Raw genomic sequence first — 21,312 nt, forward strand, 5'->3', positions numbered from 1 at the left:
ACCGGGTACCGCCTGCCTCCGCAGGTTACGTCCCCAACATCAAGTCCAGGAAACGCTCGTGGCGGTCGGACGTCGCGAGCTGGGCCGTGGAGTCGATCAAGTGCAGCATCCCGATTCCTGCCGCGAAGGTCGACTCGGCGCGCAGTCGTGCTTCCTCGGGGCTGAAGCCGTAGTCGAGGTAGGCCTTGCTCACCACGACGAGCACGCGGTGGTCAGCAGCGCGGATGTTGGCCGCGGCCACATCGTCGGAGCGCGCCCACTCCCGCATCGCGCGTTCCAGGGTCCAGTGTTGGGGGCTGACCAGCGCCTCCATCATCTTCGACAACCGCTCGCGCGGCGGTAGATGCTCGATCTCTGCCAGTGAGCGACGGTCGTTCTCCAAGAATGAGTTCCACGACGCCACCAGTGCCGATCGGTAACCCTTCATGTCGGTGAAGTGCCAGTAGAAGCTGCCACGGGTCGCCCCGATCTGCTCACACAGCCGTTCGATCTTGAGCGCCCGCAGGCCGTCGGTGGCCAGCAGTTCGTAGCCTGCCTGCAGCCAGTCGTCCGCGGTCAAGCTGCCGGGCGCGCCGCGGCGGTCACCTGCCATCCGATCAGATTAAGGCGCGTGGGCCGCGCCGCGCCCGGAACCGGGACAGCCAGGGCGAAGAAGGCGTGGCTACGCGGTGAGATCGGCGGGCTGGTGCAGCCCGTAAGGCATTGCCGCCAGCAGGGTCACGGCGATCAGAGCACCGCTGGGTGCCTCGTACGTGCGCTGCTCACCGGGGCGGGCGCCGACGATGGCGCTGCCCAACGGGGACTGGACCGAATAGACCTCCATGTCGGCGTATTCGGCGCCGCGAACACCGAGCAGAAAAGTCTCGGTCTCGCCGGTCTCGTCGTAGCGCACGGTCAAGACCATGCCGGGTTCGGCGATTCCGTCGTCAGGCGGGTCCTCACCCACGACGGCGTTGAGCAGCAGGTCATGGATGTGCTGGATGCGGGCCTGGCGGGCGCGCTGGATCGCCACCTGGTTCTCATCGGAGTCCTGGGCGGCCTCCGTCGCGATGAGGTCGCGCAGGGTGCTCAGTTCCTCCTGGAGCCGCTCATGTGCTTGCGGTGACATCCAAATGCGTTGGCTCGTAGTCATTTCTGTCCTCCTATGGTGCAGGATGGTTGTCGTCAGGGGCGGGACTGTGCACCGCCCCCGACGACGGGTGTGCCCGTTGCGGGCATGGCGTGTGAATCCCTAACGGAGCGGATTGAATTCGCGCAACGTTTCGGGTTGTTTGCCGGTGGTGAGGTATTCGGCCAACAGCCGCCCCGTGACCGGGCCATGCGCCAGACCCCACATCCCGTGTCCGCCTGCGACATAGACGCCACGGGCCACCTCACCGATCAACGGCCGCCCGTCGGGCGTGACCGGACGCGGCCCGACCCAGACATCGGTGCGCTCATCCCAGCGCACACCGTCGAGCAGCGGGGCGGTCGATGCGACGATCGCACCGACGCGGGCAAGCTGCAGCGGCTCGTCCGGTGCGCGGAACTCCATCGTGCCTGCGATCCGGAGCTGACCCTGATACGGCGTGCAGGCGACCCGGACGTCGGGCAGATACATCGGTGCCGGCACCGGGCGGTCGACGGGCACGGTGAACGAATAGCCACGTCCGGCCCGCACCGGGGTGCGCACCCACCGGCCCACGAGGCGCGACAGCCACGCCCCGGTGGCGACGACGACGGCGTCCGCATGCAGCGACTCACCTCGCAGGTGCACCCGGACACCGGCACCGGACGGCTCGACGTCGGTGACCTCGCCCGTGCGGATCGTCGCGCCCCGCGCGGCAACGGAATCCGCGAGCCCGTGGACGAACCGGCCCGGATCGACGTAGCGCTGGCCTTCGATGTTGATCCCCGCAGTGATGGCGCGGGAGGCGAGCGGAACCTGTTCGCGCAGCGCATCTCCCGAGAGGCCGGTCACCGTCACCGTCTGGCCGACGGCGGCCATCCGGCGCAGCTCGGTCATCAGATGTTCGGCCCGCTGAGCGTTCTCGAACAATGCCGTGATCGGCCCGTCGGTGGTGGGCACCGCCACGCCGTTCGCGGTCAGGACGTCGTAAGCCTCGAGGCATTCCTCGTTGAGCGGAAGGTTGGCCTTGGCCGCGCGGTTCCACGAGGAGAGCCGGCAGTTCAAGGCGAACCGCGTCAGGAAGGACCACAGCCCGACATCGGCCGTGACCGGGATGTGCAGCGGAGCCGTCGGGCTGAGCAGTGAACGCAGGCCGTACCGCAGCACACCGGGATCGTTGAGCGGGATCGTGAGCGTCGGCGACACCCAGCCCGCGTTGCCCCACGACGCACCCGCGGCCACGCCGGTGCGATCGACCACGGTCACCTCGACCCCGCGCTCCTGCAGGAACCACGCAGTCGACAAGCCGACGATGCCCGCACCCACGACGATCGCCGAACGCGGTCCGCCGTCAATCCGATCGACGCCGACCATGACGCCACCTCCACACCCGAAGTTGTCTGAACTTCCATGGTGCGGGCGATCGTCGCCGGACCGTTTGCGCCTAGCCGACAATCAGAGCGGGGTGGCTTGTCGGTTTACGACAAATCCTCGCTGGCGGCCAGTTCGATCATCATTGCGAGCCGTTTGCGCGCATCGTCCAGATCGAGGGTCGTCACTTCGGCCATCTTGCGGAGCCGGTAGCGGACGGTGTTCTCGTGCACGCCCAACTCCCGGCCCGCTTCGGCGAGGTCGCCTTGCGCCTCCAACCAGGCCCGCAGCGTGTGCGCATAGTGGGTGCCGTTGGCCCGGTCATGTTCGCGCAGTTCGGCCACCGGGCCGCGCTTGGGTGCGCGGCCCGACTGCGCGGCGATGCGGAGCCGCTGCAGGAGGATGTCGTCCCAGGCCTCGTCGTAGACCGGGACGGCGCCACCGCGTCGCACCTCGTGCAGCGCCAGGCATTCGTCGGCCTCGCGACGGGCCAGCACCAGCTCGGCTACCGTCGCCGGACCGCTGACCCCGGCGAGGACCATGACCGGTTCGGGCAGGGCGGCGCGCAATCCAGCCGCCCAGGCTCTGGCCGCCGCGGGCTCGGCGCCGGGCAGGACGGTGTAGACGGTGTTGCCCGCGAGCGCGCTACGCCCGGGGCGCGACCACCCGAACCCGGCCGTGGCCCGCTCGAAGGCCAGCAGCAGTGCGGCGTGCCGTTCATCGGTGGTGTGGGCCCGCAGCGCGATCACCCGCAGCGGCGTCTGCGGTAACGCCAACCTGCTCGCCACCGTCGTCGCATCGGCGGCGCCCTCGAGCAGCCGGATCACCAACTCGGATTCGACTTGTCGCTCCAGGTCGGCGCTTGCTCGCGAGCGCAGCAGATGCATGGCGACCATGCGGGCACCGTCGGCGAGTGCGGCGCGGCGTTCGTCGCGCAGCGGTTCGGCCGATGCCACCCACACCGACCCCAGCAGTTCGCGGCCGGCGCGGGCGGCCACGACCATCCGCCCGGTCAGGCCATGGTCGGCATCGCCGTCGACGAACATGGGATCGTCCGATTCGGCGAGGTGCCGGAACACGCCGCGCTCGGCGAATACCGCCCGCAGCCGCTCGGGTGCCTGGCGGCTGAGGATCGTCTCGGCCCGCGCCGGGTCGGCGTGCTGCTGCAGCCGCGAGTACGCCAACACGGCCGAATGCCGGTCCTCGATGGTCACCGCGCCACCGACCGCCTCGGCGAGACTGTCGGCCAGTGCGAACAAATCCGTTGGGCCCCGGCCGGATTCGGTTTCGCGGCCTTCGAGCACGAGGCCGTAGACCACCGCTGCGAGGTCACTCCATGACACTTCCGGATCCACCGCCATGACTGCGATGCGATCCGGTTCACCGGGTACGGTCCCACCGTCGGGTTCGGCATCGCTGCGAACCAGCACGACCACGGCCCGGGCCGCCGCCGCCCATTCGATCGCCTCGGCCACGGAAGCGGCACCGACTGCGAGCAGGACGTCACCGATCACCTGGCCCGGCTCGTGCATCACGACGCTGCGCAACTCCGTCGACCGCGACGTCGAGCAGTACTGCAGGTGGACGCCATAGCCACCCAGCACGTTGATCAGCCGGTCCAGTGTGACCACGGATCGAGCGTAGTCAGGCTCCTACGGCCCGGCGGCCAGCGTGGCCTTGCCGGTGCGTTCCTGCCCGGAGCGGTCCAGCCAGGTGAGGTCGATGACGTCACCGGGGTAGCGCCGGTCCAGCACCAGCGTGAGGGTGCGGGCCGAGTCGAGCGGCGTGCCGTCGATCACGGTGAGGGTGTCGCCGGGCATCAGGCCGGCGGCCTCGGCCGGGCCGCCGCGCAGCACGTCCTGGATGATCACGCCGGCGTTCTGGCGCGGTGCGGTGCGGACCCCGACGCCGAGGAGGGTCGGAGGTCCGATGTGCACGAGATCGGACGGGGTGCGGGAGCGGATCTGGCCTGCGACGGCCATCGCATCGTTGATCGGGATCGCGAACCCCTTGCCGCCTGGCCCCATCCGGAAGTTCACCGACGCGGCCGTCGTCATGCCGACCACCTGCCCGGCGCTGTTGACCACCGGGCCACCGGAATCACCGGCGCGAACCGGCGCGGCGAATTCGAAGAGTCCGTTGAGTTCGTCGGTGCTTCCGGTCAGCTCGTCCTCGGCATTGACCGTGCGGCCGAAGGCCGTGACGGTACCGACTTCGCGGGTGAGCGGGGCGCCGGTGCCATGGGCATTGCCGAGCGCGACGACGGGTTCCCCTTCGGCGAGGGCGCGGGAATCGCCGATCGGTGCGACGGGCAGCCCGCCTGCCCCGCGCAACTGCAGCACCGCGATGTCGTTGCGCCGGTCGTACCCCACCAGGTCGGCGGCGAAAGACTGACCGGCGACCGTGGCGTTGATCGAGTTCGCGCCTTGGACGACGTGGTAGTTGGTGAGCACCTCGCCACCCGGTGACAGCACGATGCCCGTGCCGATGCCGTACGCCTGCTGGTAGTCGACGACGGTGTCGATCCGCGCTACCGCGGGCTCGACCTGAGCCGCGGCTGCGACCGGATCAGCCGGTGCGGCCGCGGCCGGTGCGGACGGGATGACCAGCGCCGCGGCGGTGGCGAATGCCGCCAGAAGTACTGACGTGACGGGTCGCGAGCGCAGTTTGCCCATGAACCCATCTTGGCTGTGAGTTCGCCCGCTGTCGACGCGCAGGGTCAGTCCTCGACCGCGACGCCGCCGCGGGAACGCCACCGCAACCTGGAGTTACCGCCCTTGTTCGACGGCCGGCGATTGCGCAGTTTGCCGTTCGAGTTCTTGTCCTCATCGGACGCACTGGACTCATCGGTCCCATCGTCCTCAGCGGTGTCGTCGGCGGTCTCAGCGGTCTTCTCGGCGGGGGTGTCGGTCTCTTCGGCCGTCACCTCGGCGGGCTTTTTCTCGGTCTCGTCCGCGTCGGTGGTGTCCTCGACCTCATCGGCCTCGGACTTCTCGGCCTCGTCCTTGTCGGCTTCGTCTGCCGGCTCGTCTTCGGCCTCGGTCTTCTCGTCGGTCTTGCCGCGACCGCGACGCTTGCCCGCCTCGCGAACCTTGAGCGGTTTCGGCGGCGGCGGGGGCAACTCGGCGACGAACGCCAGGTAGAAGCCGAACACACCGAGCAGGGCCATGGCCGCGGCTGCGCCGTAGATGCCGAACAACCACTGCCCGGCGGTGTCGAGCGACAGCCAGATCTCGGAGATCGCGGTGCCGACGATCAGCAGGCCGGCCAGCACGTGCAGCACGATCGACCAGGACCGCAGCCGCAGCGCGAGCTGAGGGGTGCCGAACTCGGGACGCTGGGTCCGCTGCAGCGTGAACACCACGGGAAGCGCGGCCAGACCGATCAGCACACCGGTGACGATGCGCAGCACCAACCCGACGGTCGGCGAGGTCTGGCCCATCAGCTCGGGCCAGCGCGGGATGACGAAGAAGAAGTAGAGGCCTGCAGCGACGATTGAGAACGACGCGTGCCAGATCACCGCGACGGTGCGGCCCATACTCCTCCTCGGGTATCTATGGGCCGGGGTGCGACCGGGCTGGTGATCAGCAGGTCGCACCCCGGACCCGAGTGCGGAGGATAGGGGATTTGAACCCCTGAGGGCTATTAACCCAACCCGCGTTCCAGGCGAGCGCCATAGGCCACTAGGCGAATCCTCCGTCGGCAATGGTAACCGAAGCCGAGACCGCTCCCGTCCAGTCGGGGGCAGGGCAGGTACTACACTCACCCATGGACCCCGCGCGGCGTCCATCCTGTGAACTCCCCCAGGGCCGGAAGGCAGCAAGGGTCAATGGGCTCTGGCGGGTGCGCGGGGTCCCCTATTTTTGCCCGGTGATCTCCGGGAATCCGAACAGGTGAAAGGCGCGCGGTGTCGTTCCAGTCCCTCGGCCGCGACGATCTGCTCGCGCAGCACGAGCTCCAGCAACGCAACTATGCCGAGCTACAGGCGAAGAAGCTCAGCCTGGACCTGACCCGAGGTAAGCCCGCGCCCGCGCAGCTCGACCTGTCGAATGCGCTGCTCGGCCTGCCCGGCGAGGACTTCCGCGACCGTGACGGCACCGACACGCGCAACTACGGCGGGCTGCACGGCCTGCCCGAGCTCCGCGAGATCTTCGGCGAGCTGCTCGGCATCCCGGTGCAGAACCTGATCGCAGGCAACAACTCGAGCCTCGAGATGATGCACGACGTCGTGGTCTACTCGCTGCTGCACGGTGGGGTCGATTCGGCGCGGCCGTGGAGCCAGGAGCCCGTCGTCAAGTTCCTCTGCCCAGCACCCGGCTACGACCGGCACTTCGCGATCACCGAGTCGTTCGGCATCGAGATGATCCCCGTGCCGATGCGCGAGGACGGCCCCGACGTCGACCTCATCGAGGAACTCGTCGCCGCCGACCCGGCGATCAAGGGCATGTGGTGCGTGCCGGTGTACTCCAATCCGACCGGGGTCACGTTCTCCTGGGAATCCGTCCGCCGCTTGGTCCAGATGCGTACTGCGGCAAACGATTTCCGGTTGATGTGGGACAACGCGTACGCCGTCCACACGTTGACGCACGATTTCGTCCGCCAGGTCGACGTGCTGGGGCTGGCCGAGGCGGCCGGCAACCCGAACCGGCCACTCGTGTTCGCGTCGACGTCGAAAATCACCTTCGCGGGTGCCGGCGTGAGCTTCCTGGGCGGCTCGCTGGGCAACATCGCCTGGTACCTGCAGCATGCCGGCAAGAAGTCGATCGGCCCGGACAAGGTCAACCAGCTGCGCCACCTCCGGTTCTTCGGCGACGCCGACGGTGTGCGCCTGCAGATGCAGCGCCACCGCGAATTGATCGCGCCGAAGTTCGCCCTGGTGGCCGAGATCCTCGAGGACCGGTTGGGGGAGTCCAAGATCGCGTCGTGGACCGATCCCAAGGGCGGCTACTTCGTGAGCCTCGATGTGTGGCCGGGCACGGCCAAGCGCACCGTCGCGCTGGCCAAGGACGCCGGCATCGCGGTGACCGAGGCCGGCTCGGCGTTCCCCTACCGGAAAGACCCGGAGGACAAGAACATCCGCATCGCGCCGACGTTCCCGTCGCTGCCCGATGTGCGCGAGGCGATCGACGGTCTGGCGACATGTGCACTGCTCGCGGCGACCGAGCACCTGCTGGGGTCCGACTAGTCGGCATCGGTCGGTAGCCTTCTCCCGTGGCTCTCTACCGCAAGTATCGCCCGGCAACCTTCGCGGAAGTGGTTGGGCAGGAGCATGTCACCGAGCCGCTGTCGGTTGCGCTCACCGCGGGCCGGACCAACCACGCCTACCTGTTCTCCGGGCCGCGTGGCTGCGGTAAGACGTCTTCGGCACGCATCCTCGCGCGGTCGCTCAACTGCGAGCAGGGCCCCACGCCGACGCCGTGTGGGGTGTGCGATTCGTGTGTCGCGCTCGCCCCGAACGGTCCCGGCAATCTTGACGTCACCGAGCTCGACGCGGCCAGCCACGGCGGTGTGGACGACACCCGAGAACTGCGCGATCGTGCGTTCTTCACCCCCGCGCAGTCGCGCTACCGCATCTTCATCATCGACGAAGCGCACATGGTCACCACGGCCGGCTTCAACGCGCTGCTCAAGATCGTCGAGGAGCCGCCCGAGCACCTGATCTTCGTGTTCGCCACCACCGAACCGGAAAAGGTGCTGCCGACCATCCGGTCGCGCACGCATCACTACCCGTTCCGGCTGCTGGCCCCGCGCACCATGCGGCCGTTGCTTGAGCGCATCTGCGCCGAGGAGAACGTCAACGTCGACGACGCGGTGTACCCGCTGGTCATCCGGGCCGGCGGCGGGTCACCGCGGGACACGCTGTCGGTGCTCGATCAGCTGCTGGCGGGTTCCGAACAGGGTGCCACCGGCAACCACATCACCTACCAACGCGCACTCGCGCTGCTGGGCGCCACCGACATGGCGCTCATCGACGACGCCGTCGAGGCCCTGGCCGCGGGTGACGCGGCCGCGCTGTTCGGCGCCGTCGAAGCGGTCATCGACGCCGGGCACGACCCGCGGCGCTTCGCGACCGACCTGCTCGAGCGGTTCCGCGACCTGATCGTGCTGCAGGCCGTGCCCGACGCCGCGGCGCGCGGTGTGGTCGACGCCCCCGCCGACGTGCTGGACCGTATGCGCGATCAAGCGGCGCGGCTGGGTCCGGGGACGCTGACCCGCTACGCCGAGGTCGTCCACGCCGGGCTCGGGGAGATGCGCGGGGCGACCGCGCCGAGGCTGCTGCTCGAAGTGGTGTGTGCGCGGCTGCTGCTGCCGTCGGCCAGCGATACCGAATCGGCGTTGCTGCAGCGCATCGAACGCATCGAGACCCGCCTCGACATGTCGATCCCGGCCGGCGAAGCGCAAGCCGTCGCGCCGTCCGCCGAGCCGGTCAAGACCTACACGCGGCGCAGCCAGGCGCAGGCCCCCGAACCCGCACCGGCCCCACCGCCCGTTCCGCAGCCGCCACCGCCACCACCGCCTGCGCCGGAACCCGTGTCGGCGCCCGCCCCCGAACCCGACCCCGTGCCAGAGCCGGAGCCGACCCCGCCGCCACCACCGGAACCGACGCCGGAACCGGAGCCAGAACCGGCTCCCGAGCCGGTGCAGGCGTCAGCCACCCCCGGCGGCGAACCCAACGCCGCCGCGGTGCGTTCGATGTGGACGACGGTGCGCGAGAAGGTGCGCGAACGCAGCCGCACCACCGAGGTCATGTTGTCGGGGGCGATCGTGCGTGCCGTCGAGGGCAAAACCCTTGTGCTGTCGCATGAATCACCGCCCCTGGCGAAGCGGCTCACCGAGTCGCGCAATGCCGACGTGATCCGGGACGCGCTGAAGGATGCGCTCGGCGTCGACTGGCAGATTCGGTGTGAGGTCGGCACCGCGGAGGCCGTCGCGGCCCCGCCGCCGCGCGCCAGCAAGCCCCCGCCACGCATCCCCAGCCGGCCGGGACGTTCCATCCCCGAGCCGGAACCGGTGCCGGACCCCGAACCGCCCGTGGACGACGAGGAAGAGATGCTCGCCGAGGCCGGGCAGAGTGAGGCCGGGCCGCGTCGCGACCCGGAAGAGGTTGCGCTCGAGCTGCTGCAGAACGAACTGGGTGCGCGAAAGATCGAGAGCTAGCGCCCGGCGGCCTGCGCGCCGCGCAATGTCATCACGGTGCTGGTGACGGTCGCGGCCGTCTTGCCGTCCCCGCGGACGATGTCACACGTGTAGTGGGTGATCGTCCGGCCGGAGTGCGCGGGCCGCGCGGTGGCGACGAGGACGTCGGCCCACACCGGCCGCAGGAATGTCGCCCTGATGTCGATGCTTGTGAACGATTCGCCGGGCTGCATGAGCGTGGAATGGGCGGTGCCGATCGCGGCGTCGGCCAACTCGACGAGAAACCCGCCGTGGATCGTGCCCTGTTGATTGCCGTGCCGGGCGGGGTCGGTCTCGACGCGGATGGCCGCGGTTCCCGGGCCGATGTCGGCGACCGCGAACGCGAGAAGCTCGGAGATGGCGGTCGGGTAACGCATGTGCGTGCGGTCGTCGGCCCCTAGCGTCCCGGCGATCAGCCTCTGCAAGTACTCCAGCACGGGCAGCGTCGTATCAGTCGTCGTCACAGGGTGGACTGTAGGGACGGCAAAATGATGCAATCAACAAATTGTCCTAGATACAGGAGTGGCTGTGCGGGCCGAGCGGTACCGACTGATCGCGCAGGACTTCGCGACGGCCATTCGCGACGGGTCGATCCCCGCGGGCACCCGGCTGCCGACACATCGTGAGCTGGCCGCGAAGTACGGGGTTGCGCTGGCCACCGCGACCAAGGTCTACCGCGAGCTCGCGTCGACGGGCCTCGTGGTCGGCGAGCGGGGCCGCGGCACATTCGTGCGTGACCTCAGCGGCTTCGGCGGACTCGATTCGCGCCGGCTTCCGATCGGCGCGCGGATCGCCGACCTGTCGTTCAACCAGCCGCTTGCCCCGGGACAGGACGACCAGCTCCGGCACGCGCTGCGGGAACTCGCCGCCGAAGGCGATCTCACGTCGTTGCTCACGCAGCATCCGCCCGGCGGTCGCGGCGCCGACCGCGCAACGGTCGCCGAGTATCTGCGGACCGTCGGAGTCGACGCGGGCCGGGACGACGTGCTCGTCACGTCGGGCGCGCAACACGCTCTCGACGCCGTCATCGCCGGTGTCGTACCGGCGGGGCGGGCGGTCGCGGTGGACGCGCTCACATATCCGGGGCTGAAGCTCATCGCCGACACCCGGCGCGTCGAGCTCGTGCCGGTGGGCGTGACGGCGGCGGGTACCGACGTCGATGATCTCGACGCGGTGTGCCGGGCCCGCGCCGTCGCCGCCATCTACCTCGTGCCGACGCTGCACAACCCGCTCGGCTTCGTGCTCGACGAGGCCGCCCGAACCCGGATCGTCGACATCGCACGGCGCCACGACTGCCTGCTCATCGAGGACTCGACGTACGCCTTTCTGGAACCCGGCGCGCCGCCACCACTGCACACACTCGCCCCGGAGCGGACCTTCCACGTCGGCAGCCTGTCGAAGAACCTGGCCACCGGGCTGCGCTTCGGCTACGTCGCGGCCCCCGCCCGGCAGCGGTATGCGGTGAAACGCGTTCTGCGGGCATCGCATTGGGGGACATCCAGCATCGTCACCGCACTCGCGACCCGATTGCTCGCCGATGGCACCGTGGAACGCCTGCAGGCGCAGCGTCGCGACGACGCGCGCCGCCGCCAGCTCATCGCCGCACGGGAGCTGACCGACCTCGGCTACCGCGCACATCCCAGCGCCTACTGGGGCTGGCTGACACTGCCCGACGACATCAGGGCCGACATTGTCGCCCATCGGCTGGCCGACAGTGGCGTCCTGATCTAGACCGCGGACGCTTTCGCGGTCGCGCCCAACCCACCGAACGCGTTGCGCATCGCGCTCGCCAACCCGCCGCTTGCCGACCTGGACGCGGTGCTGCGCACCATTCGCGGTGCGGTCCGGGTGATCTGACCCGGTCTACGGCTCCCACCACGGGCGCAGCGGCAGCCCTCCGTCATGGCCGTGCTCGTCGAGCTTGACCGCCAGGACCTGGTGCAGCTGAACCACATTCGTCTCGAAGCCCAGCCGTGAGCCGGCCATGTAAAGGCCCCACACCTTCGCGGTGGGCAAGCCCACCTCGGCGACCGCCTCGTCCCAGTGCTCGACGAGATTCGCGCACCAGTCGCGCAGCGTCATCGCGTAGTGGTGGCGCAGGTTCTCCTCGTGCAGCACTTCGAGGCCGACATCCTGCACCTCGGTGATGATGCGGCCCGAACCCGTGAGCTCACCGTCGGGGAACACGTAGCGGTCGATGAATCCACCGGCCGCCGCGCCGGTCCGGTTGTCGTGGCGGGTGATGCAGTGGTTGAGCAGCAGGGCTCCCGTGCGCATCTTCGACTTCAGGAAACCGAAGTACGACGGGTAGTTGTGGACGCCGATGTGCTCGGTCAGACCGATCGAGGACACCGCGTCGAAACCGGTTTCGACGATGTCGCGGTAGTCGCCGTGGCGCACCTCGGCCAACTCGCCGAGGCCCTCCTCGGCGATGGCTTTCTGGGCCCAGGTCGCCTGCTCACGCGACAGCGTGACACCCAGCGCCTTGACACCGTGCCGCGCCGCGTAGCGCACCATGCCGCCCCAGCCGCAGCCCACGTCGAGCAGGCGGTCGCCGGGCTGCAGGCGCAGCTTGTCGAACACGAGCCGGTACTTGTTGTCCTGCGCCTCCTCGAGCGTGGCGTCGGCGGTGGGGTAGCACGCGCACGTGTAGGTCATCGACGGGCCCAGCACCCACTCGTAGAAGGTGTTCGACACGTCGTAGTGGTGGTGGATCGCCTCGGCGTCGCGGGTTTTGCTGTGCCGCAAACCTTCTACCATGCGACGCCACCGTGGCAGCGCTTCCTGCGGCGGCGGGGCGATCGGCACGAGGTGTTCGAACCCGATGGACCGCACGATATTGGCCAGCACCCGGGCGGGCGGGCGTTTGAAGTTCATCTTGTCGGCCAGCGCGCACAACAGCGGATACGGGTCGCCCGGATGCACACCGTGAGTGTCCAGGTCGCCGGAGATGTAGGCACGGGCGAGCCCCAGATCGCCTGGCGCGGTGGCCAGATACGTCGTGCCGCGCGGGCTCTTGAGGTCCAGCCCGAGCGTGGCATCGTCGGGACCGGCCGAACTACCGTCGTACGCGGTGAATTTCAGCGGCAACTGGCCCGCGGCGAAAATCTCCAGAATCTCGGCCAGGCTCAGCTTCCGGTCAGAAGCATGGGCCGCGTTCTCTTTGAATGTCGTCATTGCCGTTGCACCGCCTTCGAATACAGGTCCAGGAGACGTGAATCGGGGTCGTACATCTTCTTCACGGTCTTGTAGGCCTCACCGCCGTACAGATCGTCGAACTGCTCCCGGGAATAAAAAGCATCGGAGTACAGCGATTTATGCCCTTCGAGTTCGTCGACCTTCCGTTCGATGCGGCGGTTCGTGTAACCCTCCTCTGGGCCGACGGGCACCGACGACCAGAAGCCGACGTTGACGTAGGTGTGGTGCGCGCGCAGCGGGTACAGCGGCCATGCCGCACCCTGGTTGCTGTCGTCGCGCAAGCGCAGCGGGCACAACCAGAGTGGCTCGATCGGCACGTTTTCCAAGAACCAGTCGAGGAATTCGACGCACCGTTCGATGGGCACCTCGATGTCCTGCACCACCCGTTCCCGCGGTGGGCGGCCATGTCGTTTCTCGATGCGGTCGGCGATGTTGAACCGCTGGTCGTAGCCGATCAGCTTCCAGTAGAAGCTGCTGCGCCGGTACCGCCGCGGCCAGAACCGCCGGATCAGCGGATGTTGTGCGCCGAATGCGCGCGAGCACCAGAACCAGTCGGTGTCCCACCGCCACAGGTAATCGTGGATCGTGAGGCGGTCGTGCTTCTCGGCACCGTTGCTGCCAGGATGCTGAATGGACCGGTAGTAGATCTGTTGACCCGTGTAATCGCTGACGGGCCCTGCGGTTTTGGTCTTGAAGCCAACGCACAGGTAACTCTCAGCGGCGCTGAAGACCACGCCGTCGAGGTAGTCGACGCGCTCACCGTTCAAGCCGCCCGTCTCGATGATGCGGTCCATCGTCGAGATCAGGTCGGTGAGTGTGTGAAAACGCAAGTGCCGCAATGCGACAAACGGGGTTACCGGTTCGAGCTCGATGCGCAGTCTCGTCGAATAACCAAGCGTTCCGTACGAATTCGGGAATGCACGGAACAGGTCGGCGTTCTGGTGCGGCGACGCGGTGACGATTTCACCTGAGCCGGTCAGAATGTCCATCTCCAGGACACTTTCGTGCGGCAGGCCGTTACGGAAAGACGTCGACTCGATGCCGAGCCCGGTGACCGCGCCGCCCAGCGTGATGGTCTTGAGCTGTGGCACCACCAGCGGAGCCAGCCCGTACGGGAGCGTTGCCGCAACCAGATCCTCGTAGGTGCACATGCCGGCCACGTCCGCGGTCTGAGCTACCGCGTCGACACCGATCACGCCGGTCAAACCCGAGGTGTCGAGGCCTTTTGCGGTGCTTTTGGCCCGCTTCCGGAACAGATTGGACGTGGGTTTGGCAAGCCGCACTGTCGCGGTGGGCGGTATGGCGCGATAGCTATCGAGAAGCCGCTCTACCCCCGCAGCGTGGACAGCTTGTGCGTCAGTCGAAGCAACAGACACACATATACGCTAGTCGGCGGTTGCACCCGATGCGACCGCAGTAACCCAAATATGCCCGGGTTGATACCCCGTAGCATTCTCTCGCACAAGGAGTTTTCACCCATGGGACAGGTCAGCGCGGTCAGTACCGTATTGATCAACGCCGATCCGGCCGCGGTGCTCGCAGCGATCGCCGACTACCAGACCGTGCGCCCGAAGATCCTTTCCTCGCACTACAGCGGCTATCAGGTGCTCGAGGGCGGGCAGGGCGCAGGCACCGTCGTCACCTGGAAGCTGCAGGCCACCAAGTCCCGCGTACGCGACGTCAAGGCGACCGTCGACGTGGCCGGGCACACAGTCATCGAGAAGGACGCCAATTCGACACTCGTGTCGAACTGGACGGTCGCGCCCGCGGGCACCGGGTCGACGGTCAACCTGAAGACCAGCTGGACCGGAGCCGGCGGCGTCAAGGGCTTCTTCGAGAAGACGTTCGCACCGCTGGGGCTGCGCAAGATCCAGGATGAGGTGCTGGCGAACCTCAAGAAGGAGCTCGAGGGCGCTTAGCGCGCCGGGGCGGCGGCGGTCTGCGAGCCGAGGTAACCGACGATGCCTCGGGCGATCGCGTCGGCGTACTTCTGGCGGCCCTCCGGCGACTTCATCAACGCGGAGTCGACCGGGTTCTTCATGTTGCCGCACTCGACCAGGATGGACGGGAACTGAGCCAGGTTGAGCCCGGCGATGTCCGAGCGGGCATCCAGCCCGCCCGAGCCGATGTAGGTCGCCGGGGGTATGCCCGACGCCGACAGTTGGTCGCGCATGGTCTTCGCGAACTGCACGGACGGTCCGGCCTGCACCTGGTTGAGCGGCGGCGACGAATAGAGCACGTGGAAGCCGCGGCCGTTGGCCGGACCGCCGTCGGCGTGGATCGACACGACGGCATTCGGCCGCAGTGAGTTCGCCATCGCGGCGCGCTCGTCGACACACGGGCCGAGGGCGTTGTCGTTACCGCGCGACATCGCGGTCCGGACACCGAGCGCGGTCAGCGCGGCACGGACGCGCAGCGTGGTGTCCCAGGTGAAGGTGTGCTCGGGATAGCCGTCCGCGGTCGAGGTGCCGCTCTCCTGGCAGTTCTTGGTGCCGCCGCGGCCCGTCGGGACCTGTCTGCTGATCGAGGCGTCGTTGGCCCCGTTGTGCCCGGGATCGAGGAACACGATCATCCCGGCGACGTTCGGGGCGGCATTCGCCAGTGGACTGTTCACGAGGGCGGGCGCAGTCACGGCGATGAGCACACTCGATACCACCGCGGCGCCGACACGCAGGCAGGCTGGGACTCGCACGGCCGCCACCGTAGCCCGCGCGCCGACTAGGCTGAAAGGCCAAACCGCCACCGACGGGCGAGAGCAACCAAGTCGAGACCAGGTCGCAACGAATACGTGAAGGGGACTGTCATGCAACCCGGAGGCACGCCCGATATGTCGGCACTCCTCGCGCAGGCGCAGCAGGTGCAGCAACAGCTCATGGAGGCGCAGGAGGCGCTGGCCAACTCCGAGGTGCAGGGCCAGGCCGGCGGCGGGCTGGTTCAGGTCACCGTGAAAGGCAGCGGCGAGGTGGTCGCCGTGCGCATCGATCCCAAGGTCGTCGATCCGAACGACGTCGAAACCCTGCAGGACCTGATCGTCGGCGCGTTGGCCGACGCGTCCAAGCAGGTGACAATCCTCGCGCAGAGCCGGCTCGGTCCGCTGGCCGGCGGTCTCTCCGGCTTCGGTATCCCGGGGGTCTGAGTTGTACCGCAATGTTTGAGGGTCCCGTCCAGGATTTGATCGACGAGCTCGGCAAGCTGCCCGGCATCGGGCCCAAGAGCGCGCAGCGGATCGCTTTTCACTTGCTGTCGGTCGAGCCACCCGACATCGACCGGCTGACGGCCGTGCTCGGCCGCATCCGCGACGGTGTCACGTTCTGTGCGGTGTGCGGCAACGTGTCCGACGACGAACGCTGCCGCATCTGCAGTGATCCGCGTCGTGACGCCTCACTGGTGTGTGTCGTCGAGGAACCCAAGGACGTGCAGGCCGTCGAACGCACCCGGGAGTTCCGCGGCCGTTACCACGTGCTCGGCGGGGCACTGGACCCGTTGTCGGGCATCGGGCCCGAGCAACTGCGCATCCGCGAGCTGCTCAACCGGATCGGCGAACGCGTCGACGGCGTCGACGTCGCCGAGGTGATCATCGCGACCGACCCCAACACCGAAGGCGAGGCCACCGCCACGTATCTGGTGCGGATGCTGCGCGACATCCCGGGCCTCACGGTCACACGGATCGCGTCCGGGCTGCCCATGGGCGGCGATCTGGAGTTCGCCGACGAGCTGACGCTGGGCCGCGCCCTGGCGGGCCGTCGCGCGATGGCCTGATTCGCGGCTCAGCCGCGGTGGCCTGATTCGCGGCTCAGCCGCGGTGGCCTGATTCGCGGGGACTGAGGGATTTCGGCGAGAGCGAAACACCTCGACCGGCGCGGGTCATGATCACTACCGTCGGGTGTCATGGCCGACCTCCTCCAGCTGACGCCCTCGTTGTACCGGCTGCGCATCCCCGGCGGCCAGGCGCATCTGCTCAACAGCTACCTGTGGCTCGAGCCGGACGGTGTCACGCTCATCGACACCGGCTGGCCCGGCAGCGCAGGCTTGATCGCCGAAGCGCTGGCCGCGTTGGGCATGCGCCGCCTGCACGTGAAGCGCATCGTGCTCACGCATTTCCACGAGGACCATTGCGGGTCTGCCGCCGAGATCGCGGACTGGGCTGACATCGAGGTGGTCGCGGGGGCCGGCGACGCCTCGTATGTTCGCGGCGACGAACCCGGCCCGCTGCCCGTGCTCACCGACCGCGAGCGCGAGATCCGCCCGGACCTCGACGCCTCACCGCACGGCCCGGCCTGCCGGGTCGATCGCGCGGTGTGCGACGGCGATGTGCTCGACTTCGCGGGCGGGACACGGGTTATCGGCGTGCCGGGCCACACGCCGGGCAGCATCGCGCTGTACCTGCCCGCCGCCGACGCGGTTCTCACGGGCGATACCGTCGCCGAGTTCCACGGGCAGGTCATCCTCGGCGTCTTCAACACCGACCGTCAGGCCGCCGTCGAGTCACTGGCTCGGATCGCCGCGACCGGTGCGCAGATCGCGGGTTTCGGCCACGGCGAGGCCGTGCTGACCGACGCGGCCGCGCGCATCGCGGCGGCGACGGATCCGTTCGCGGCCTGACCTCCTCGAGAGCGACGCTGTGGTGGGAATTTCCTTGGTATCTCAGCCATTGCGTCGCTTTGGGCGTGTCGCCGTCAGGCGCACAGGCCAGGCGCCAGCTCCTCCAGCATCAGGTCGGTGACGGGGCTGCCTGCCAACGGCTTGAGCACCACGCCGTCGGCGATGCCGAGGCGTTGCACGTCGGCGATCAAACCGGCCAGCCCCCGCGGAGTTCCGATGTAGCGCAGCGCATGTCCGGACGGCACACCGTCGAGTGCGGCGAACGCGGCGTGGATATCGCGGTCGATGAGTACCTCGATGTCGAGCAGCACCGGAAGCTCGGGCGCGTCGGCCCGCAGCTTGTCGGCGCGCCGCTGGGCGTCCTGCAGATCGACGGCGTGAATTCTTATCCCATCCATGGCTGGCTCCTCACTGAAACGCCGGGACGACTTCCTTGATGAAAAGCTCAAGGGACTTACGCTTCTCGTCGTGCGGCAGACTGTTGTCGCACCAGAAGCTGAACTCGTCGACGCCGAGCTCTTGATAGAACCGCAGGCGCTCGATGACCTCCTCGGGGGTGCCGATCATCGCGGTGCGGTGCAGTGACTCGAGCTCGAACTCGGGGCGCTCGGCGAACTTGGATTCCGGGCTGGGCTCCAGGAACCCGTTGACCGGGGTGGTCTTGTTGCCGAACCAGGCGTCGAACGTGCGGTAGAACTTCGAGATCGCCTCGGCGGCCGGGCGCCAGCCGTCCGGATCCTCGGCGGCGTGAACGTGGGTGTGGCGCAACACCATGAGCTGCGGTCGGGCCACCTCGGGATGGTTCTCGACCGCGGTGTCGAATTTGCGCTTGAGGTCGACGACCTCTTCGTCGCCCTTCATGAGCGGGGTGACCATCACGTTGCATCCCTGCGCGACCGCGAAGTCGTGGGAATCGGGATCGCGCGCGGCGATCCACATCGGCGGCATCGGCTGCTGCACGGGTTTGGGCACACTCGTCGATGTCGGGAACTGCCAGATGTCGCCGTCATGTGCGTAGTCGCCCTGCCACAGTTTGCGCACGGCAGGCACCAGCTCGCGCAGGTATTTGCCGCCCTCGGAGGCGGGCAGTCCGGGCATCATCCGGTCGAACTCGATCTGGTACGCGCCGCGGGCCAGCCCAACCTCCATGCGGCCGTTGCTGATCACGTCGAGCAGCGCACACTCACCGGCGGCCCGGATCGGATTCCAGAACGGCGCGATGATGGTGCCCGCACCGAGACGGATCGTCGTGGTCTGACCGGCCAGATAGGCCAACAGCGGCATGGGGCTCGGCGAGATCGTGTACTCCATGGCGTGGTGCTCGCCGATCCACACCGTGCTGAACCCACCGGCCTCGGCCATCAGGGACAGCTCGGTGAGATTCTCGAAGAGCTCGCGGTGGGGCACCGATTCGTCCCAGCGCTCCATGTGGACGAACAACGAAAATCTCATGATTGCTCCTTCATCTCGGCGATCGTGAGATCGCCTGTGGCCCAATGGGTGCGGGGCACTTCGCGGACGATGACGCGGATGTGCTCAGGTTGGGTGTCGACGGTCCGCAGCACGGCCTCGTGCACCTCGTGCATCATGGCGCGGATCTGCTCGGGCGAACGGCCTTGCGCGATGGTGACTTCGACGTTCGGCATATCAGCTCCGCATCACGAACGGATCGGGCACCGGGCCCTCGTCGGTGTTGATCCACACGCTCTTGAGCCGGGTGTATTCCTTCATGGTCTCGGTGCCGTGCTCGACGCCGACGCCGCTGCTCTTGAACCCCTGCCGCGGCGACATCGGGGACATCGCCCGGTAGGTGTTGACCCAGATGGTGCCAGCATCGAGGCGCCCGGCCATCCGGTGCGCCCGGGCCAGGTTGGTCGTCCATACGCCCGCGGCCAGGCCGTACTCGGTGTCGTTGGCCAAGGCCACGACCTCGTCCTCGGTGTCGAACGGCATGATCGCGGCGACCGGGCCGAAGATCTCTTCGCGGACCACCCGCATCTGGTTGTTCACGTCCACCAGAACCGTTGGCTCGTAGAAGAATCCGCCCAAGCCGCCGTCGGTGGCACGCCCGCCGGTGAGCACCCGCGCGCCTTCCGACCGCCCGAGGTCGACATAGGAGGCGACCTTGTCGCGCTGGTCCTCGAAAGCCAGCGGGCCGAGTTCGGTGGCATCGTCGAGCGGATTTCCCATCCGGATGCTGCGGGCCCGCTCCGACACGCGTTCCAGCAGTTCGTCGTAGATCGCGCGCTGCGCGAACACCCGGCTGCCCGCGATGCAGGTCTGTCCCGCGGCCGCGAAGATTCCCGCGACCACACCCGTCGCGGCGTTGGCGACATTGGCGTCGTCGAACACGATGTTGGGGGACTTGCCGCCCAGCTCCAGCGTCGACCCGATGAACCGGCCCGCTGTCGCCGACGCGATCCGCGACCCGGTCGCGGTGCTGCCGGTGAACGAGATCTTCGCCAGCCCAGGGTGATCCACTAGCGGCTGGCCCGCCTCGGCTCCGAACCCGGTGACCACGTTGACCGCACCCGGCGGGAATCCCGCCTCGATCACGAGCTCGGCCAGTTTGAGCACGGTCGCCGAGGTGTACTCGGACGGCTTGATCACGACGGTGTTCCCGGCACACAACGCCGGGGCCAGCTTGCTGGTGGTCAGCGTCAGCGGCGAATTCCACGGCGTGATCGCGCCGACCACGCCCAGCGGCTCGCGCACCGTGTAGTTGAGGACCTGCCGGTCCGAGGTGGGGATGACATCGCCGTGGATCTTGTCGGCCAGACCGGCGTAGTAGTAGTAATACTCGGGCAGCGTCGTGAGCTGGCCGCGCATCTCGCGCAACAACTTTCCGTTGTCGAGCGATTCGGAGCGTGCGAGTTCCTCACCGTGCTCACCGATCAGGTCACCGAGACGGCGCAGCAGGTGCCCGCGCTTGGTCTGGCTCAGATCGCGCCACCGCGGGTCGTCGAAGGCCTCGGTGGCCGACGCGACGGCGGCATCGATGTCGGCGGCGTTGCCGCGCGCGGCTTGATAGAGCACCTCGCGGGTTGCCGGATTGGTGCTCTCGAAGTACTCCCCGGACGACGGGGCGACCGGTTTGCCGCCGATGAAGTGTTGCAGTTTTGGGGATTCAGACATGGACGGACCTTCCGATGAAAGAAGTGAGGGCGTCGGCGAGTGCGCGTGGGCATTGAACCGGGAGCATGTGGCGGGCACCGGTGACGACGACGGCTTCGCACTCGGGTATGGCCGCCGCGAGCCGATAGGTCATCTCCGGGGTGGAGCCGGGATCGTCGGATCCGGTGATCGCGAGCGCGGGCACGTCGATGCGGCTTAACTGTGGTGCGATCTCGGCATCCGCGGTGGCGAATACGCGGTAGCAGTTGACGAAGCTCGCCGGATCGTTGGCCAACAGCGTCGCTTCCGTGCGTGCGACGTGCTCGGGGCCGACGTCGGTGCCGTCATACCAACGGCGCAGGGACGCAGCCGCGCTCGCGGCGAAATCCTTCTCAGCCGTGCGAAGCCGGCCGAGGACCGCGGCCCGCTCCTCGTCGGTGCGCCGGCACACCGAACTCACCGACGTCAACGACGCCACCAGCTCCGGGCGGTGCACCGCAAGGTGCTGGGCGACGAGGGCGCCGAGCGAGAACCCGACCAGGTGCGACCCGGCCGTGATCTCGTCGGCGACGCCATCGGCCAAGTCCGCCAACGTCACTCCCGCGGGAGCGGCCGGCCGGGCGCCGTGTCCGGGTAGGTCAGGTGTGATGACCTCGAATCCGGGCAGCAGTTCGGTGACCGGGCCCCACACGGTGTGGTCCAAGCCCACTCCGTGCAGGAACACAAGCGTCGGCCGGGACATC

At 68.2% G+C, this 21,312-nt stretch carries 21 protein-coding genes, 1 tRNA gene, 1 other RNA gene and 1 pseudogene; 8 read left to right on the forward strand and 16 right to left on the reverse strand.

From position 1 onward, the window contains the following. Positions 1-25: 25 nt before the first annotated feature. The 7 genes from ACOI2T_RS02215 to ACOI2T_RS02245 all read right to left on the reverse strand — a co-directional run bounded on the left by ACOI2T_RS02215 (position 26) and on the right by ACOI2T_RS02245 (position 6,177). Positions 26-592, reverse strand: a complete 567-nt coding sequence (locus tag ACOI2T_RS02215; RefSeq protein ID WP_409502459.1) for a TetR/AcrR family transcriptional regulator — start codon at positions 590-592, stop codon at positions 26-28. A gap of 69 nt (positions 593-661) precedes the next feature. Next, entirely contained in the window at positions 662-1,132 is a 471-nt protein-coding gene (locus ACOI2T_RS02220; RefSeq protein WP_409502460.1) for a GreA/GreB family elongation factor, read from the reverse strand. 99 nt (positions 1,133-1,231) lie between these two features. Further along, complete coding sequence (locus ACOI2T_RS02225; RefSeq protein ID WP_409502461.1) at positions 1,232-2,482, reverse strand: NAD(P)/FAD-dependent oxidoreductase; 1,251 nt, start codon at positions 2,480-2,482, stop codon at positions 1,232-1,234. A gap of 104 nt (positions 2,483-2,586) precedes the next feature. Continuing rightward, positions 2,587-4,110: a PucR family transcriptional regulator gene (locus ACOI2T_RS02230; RefSeq protein WP_409502462.1), complete on the reverse strand. Its 1,524-nt coding sequence runs from the start codon at positions 4,108-4,110 to the stop codon at positions 2,587-2,589. Positions 4,111-4,131: 21 nt separating this feature from the next. Then, positions 4,132-5,154, reverse strand: coding sequence for a S1C family serine protease (locus ACOI2T_RS02235; protein WP_067851673.1), 1,023 nt, complete (start codon positions 5,152-5,154; stop codon positions 4,132-4,134). Between the two features lie 44 nt (positions 5,155-5,198). Beyond that, entirely contained in the window at positions 5,199-6,017 is an 819-nt protein-coding gene (gene lucA / locus ACOI2T_RS02240) for a lipid uptake coordinator LucA (protein WP_409502463.1), read from the reverse strand. 74 nt (positions 6,018-6,091) lie between these two features. After that, a tRNA-Ser gene (locus tag ACOI2T_RS02245) sits at positions 6,092-6,177 on the reverse strand. A gap of 69 nt (positions 6,178-6,246) precedes the next feature. Here ACOI2T_RS02245 and ffs point away from each other — a divergent pair. The 3 genes from ffs (at position 6,247) to ACOI2T_RS02260 (ending at position 9,637) form a co-directional block, all read left to right on the forward strand. Further along, an RNA gene (gene ffs / locus ACOI2T_RS02250) (signal recognition particle sRNA small type) lies at positions 6,247-6,341 on the forward strand. A 45-nt stretch (positions 6,342-6,386) separates the two neighbouring features. Beyond that, positions 6,387-7,664: an aspartate aminotransferase type Ic gene (locus ACOI2T_RS02255; protein ID WP_409502464.1), complete on the forward strand. Its 1,278-nt coding sequence runs from the start codon at positions 6,387-6,389 to the stop codon at positions 7,662-7,664. A gap of 26 nt (positions 7,665-7,690) precedes the next feature. Then, positions 7,691-9,637, forward strand: coding sequence for a DNA polymerase III subunits gamma/tau (locus ACOI2T_RS02260; protein WP_409502465.1), 1,947 nt, complete (start codon positions 7,691-7,693; stop codon positions 9,635-9,637). On the opposite strand, the gene ACOI2T_RS02265 is transcribed toward ACOI2T_RS02260, so the two are convergent. Beyond that, on the reverse strand, positions 9,634-10,032 hold the full coding sequence (locus ACOI2T_RS02265; protein ID WP_409502740.1) for a PaaI family thioesterase: 399 nt from the start codon (positions 10,030-10,032) through the stop codon (positions 9,634-9,636). The genes ACOI2T_RS02260 and ACOI2T_RS02265 overlap by 4 nt on opposite strands. Positions 10,033-10,183: 151 nt before the next feature. Here ACOI2T_RS02265 and ACOI2T_RS02270 point away from each other — a divergent pair. Further along, positions 10,184-11,512, forward strand: a pseudogene (locus tag ACOI2T_RS02270) (aminotransferase-like domain-containing protein). Positions 11,513-11,518: 6 nt separating this feature from the next. On the opposite strand, the gene ACOI2T_RS02275 reads toward ACOI2T_RS02270, so the two are convergent. Continuing rightward, a complete protein-coding gene (locus ACOI2T_RS02275; protein ID WP_409502466.1) occupies positions 11,519-12,832 on the reverse strand; it encodes a class I SAM-dependent methyltransferase in 1,314 nt (437 codons plus the stop codon). After that, positions 12,829-14,229 (reverse strand): FAD-binding oxidoreductase, encoded by a 1,401-nt coding sequence (locus ACOI2T_RS02280; protein WP_409502467.1) that lies wholly within the window; start codon positions 14,227-14,229, stop codon positions 12,829-12,831. The genes ACOI2T_RS02275 and ACOI2T_RS02280 overlap by 4 nt, the downstream gene beginning before the upstream one ends. A gap of 102 nt (positions 14,230-14,331) precedes the next feature. On the opposite strand from ACOI2T_RS02280, the gene ACOI2T_RS02285 reads away from it, so the two are divergent. Then, positions 14,332-14,772: an SRPBCC family protein gene (locus ACOI2T_RS02285; protein ID WP_085143011.1), complete on the forward strand. Its 441-nt coding sequence runs from the start codon at positions 14,332-14,334 to the stop codon at positions 14,770-14,772. On the opposite strand, the gene ACOI2T_RS02290 is transcribed toward ACOI2T_RS02285, so the two are convergent. After that, on the reverse strand, positions 14,769-15,554 hold the full coding sequence (locus tag ACOI2T_RS02290; RefSeq protein WP_067851687.1) for an Rv3717 family N-acetylmuramoyl-L-alanine amidase: 786 nt from the start codon (positions 15,552-15,554) through the stop codon (positions 14,769-14,771). The genes ACOI2T_RS02285 and ACOI2T_RS02290 overlap by 4 nt on opposite strands. A 102-nt stretch (positions 15,555-15,656) precedes the next feature. On the opposite strand from ACOI2T_RS02290, the gene ACOI2T_RS02295 reads away from it, so the two are divergent. The 3 genes from ACOI2T_RS02295 to ACOI2T_RS02305 all read left to right on the forward strand — a co-directional run bounded on the left by ACOI2T_RS02295 (position 15,657) and on the right by ACOI2T_RS02305 (position 17,455). Beyond that, a complete protein-coding gene (locus ACOI2T_RS02295; RefSeq protein WP_067851689.1) occupies positions 15,657-15,989 on the forward strand; it encodes a YbaB/EbfC family nucleoid-associated protein in 333 nt (110 codons plus the stop codon). A gap of 11 nt (positions 15,990-16,000) precedes the next feature. Further along, positions 16,001-16,612: a recombination mediator RecR gene (recR, locus tag ACOI2T_RS02300; protein WP_067851691.1), complete on the forward strand. Its 612-nt coding sequence runs from the start codon at positions 16,001-16,003 to the stop codon at positions 16,610-16,612. 129 nt (positions 16,613-16,741) lie between these two features. Further along, positions 16,742-17,455 (forward strand): MBL fold metallo-hydrolase, encoded by a 714-nt coding sequence (locus ACOI2T_RS02305; RefSeq protein ID WP_409502468.1) that lies wholly within the window; start codon positions 16,742-16,744, stop codon positions 17,453-17,455. Between the two features lie 74 nt (positions 17,456-17,529). On the opposite strand, the gene ACOI2T_RS02310 is transcribed toward ACOI2T_RS02305, so the two are convergent. Genes ACOI2T_RS02310 through ACOI2T_RS02330 form a run of 5 tightly spaced genes read right to left on the reverse strand, consistent with a single transcriptional unit; the run spans position 17,530 to position 21,311 of the window. After that, entirely contained in the window at positions 17,530-17,853 is a 324-nt protein-coding gene (locus tag ACOI2T_RS02310; protein WP_409502469.1) for a hypothetical protein, read from the reverse strand. Positions 17,854-17,863: 10 nt separating this feature from the next. Then, a complete protein-coding gene (locus tag ACOI2T_RS02315; protein WP_409502470.1) occupies positions 17,864-18,907 on the reverse strand; it encodes an LLM class flavin-dependent oxidoreductase in 1,044 nt (347 codons plus the stop codon). Next, positions 18,904-19,101: a tautomerase family protein gene (locus ACOI2T_RS02320; protein ID WP_067851699.1), complete on the reverse strand. Its 198-nt coding sequence runs from the start codon at positions 19,099-19,101 to the stop codon at positions 18,904-18,906. The genes ACOI2T_RS02315 and ACOI2T_RS02320 overlap by 4 nt, the downstream gene beginning before the upstream one ends. Position 19,102: 1 nt before the next feature. Beyond that, positions 19,103-20,590 (reverse strand): aldehyde dehydrogenase, encoded by a 1,488-nt coding sequence (locus ACOI2T_RS02325; protein WP_409502471.1) that lies wholly within the window; start codon positions 20,588-20,590, stop codon positions 19,103-19,105. Beyond that, complete coding sequence (locus ACOI2T_RS02330; RefSeq protein WP_409502472.1) at positions 20,583-21,311, reverse strand: alpha/beta fold hydrolase; 729 nt, start codon at positions 21,309-21,311, stop codon at positions 20,583-20,585. The genes ACOI2T_RS02325 and ACOI2T_RS02330 overlap by 8 nt, the downstream gene beginning before the upstream one ends. Position 21,312 lies beyond the last annotated feature (1 nt).

It is taken from the genome of Mycolicibacterium wolinskyi str. Jessa 2025, from assembly GCF_049241375.1.
Classification (GTDB): Bacteria; Actinomycetota; Actinomycetes; order Mycobacteriales; family Mycobacteriaceae; genus Mycobacterium; species Mycobacterium wolinskyi.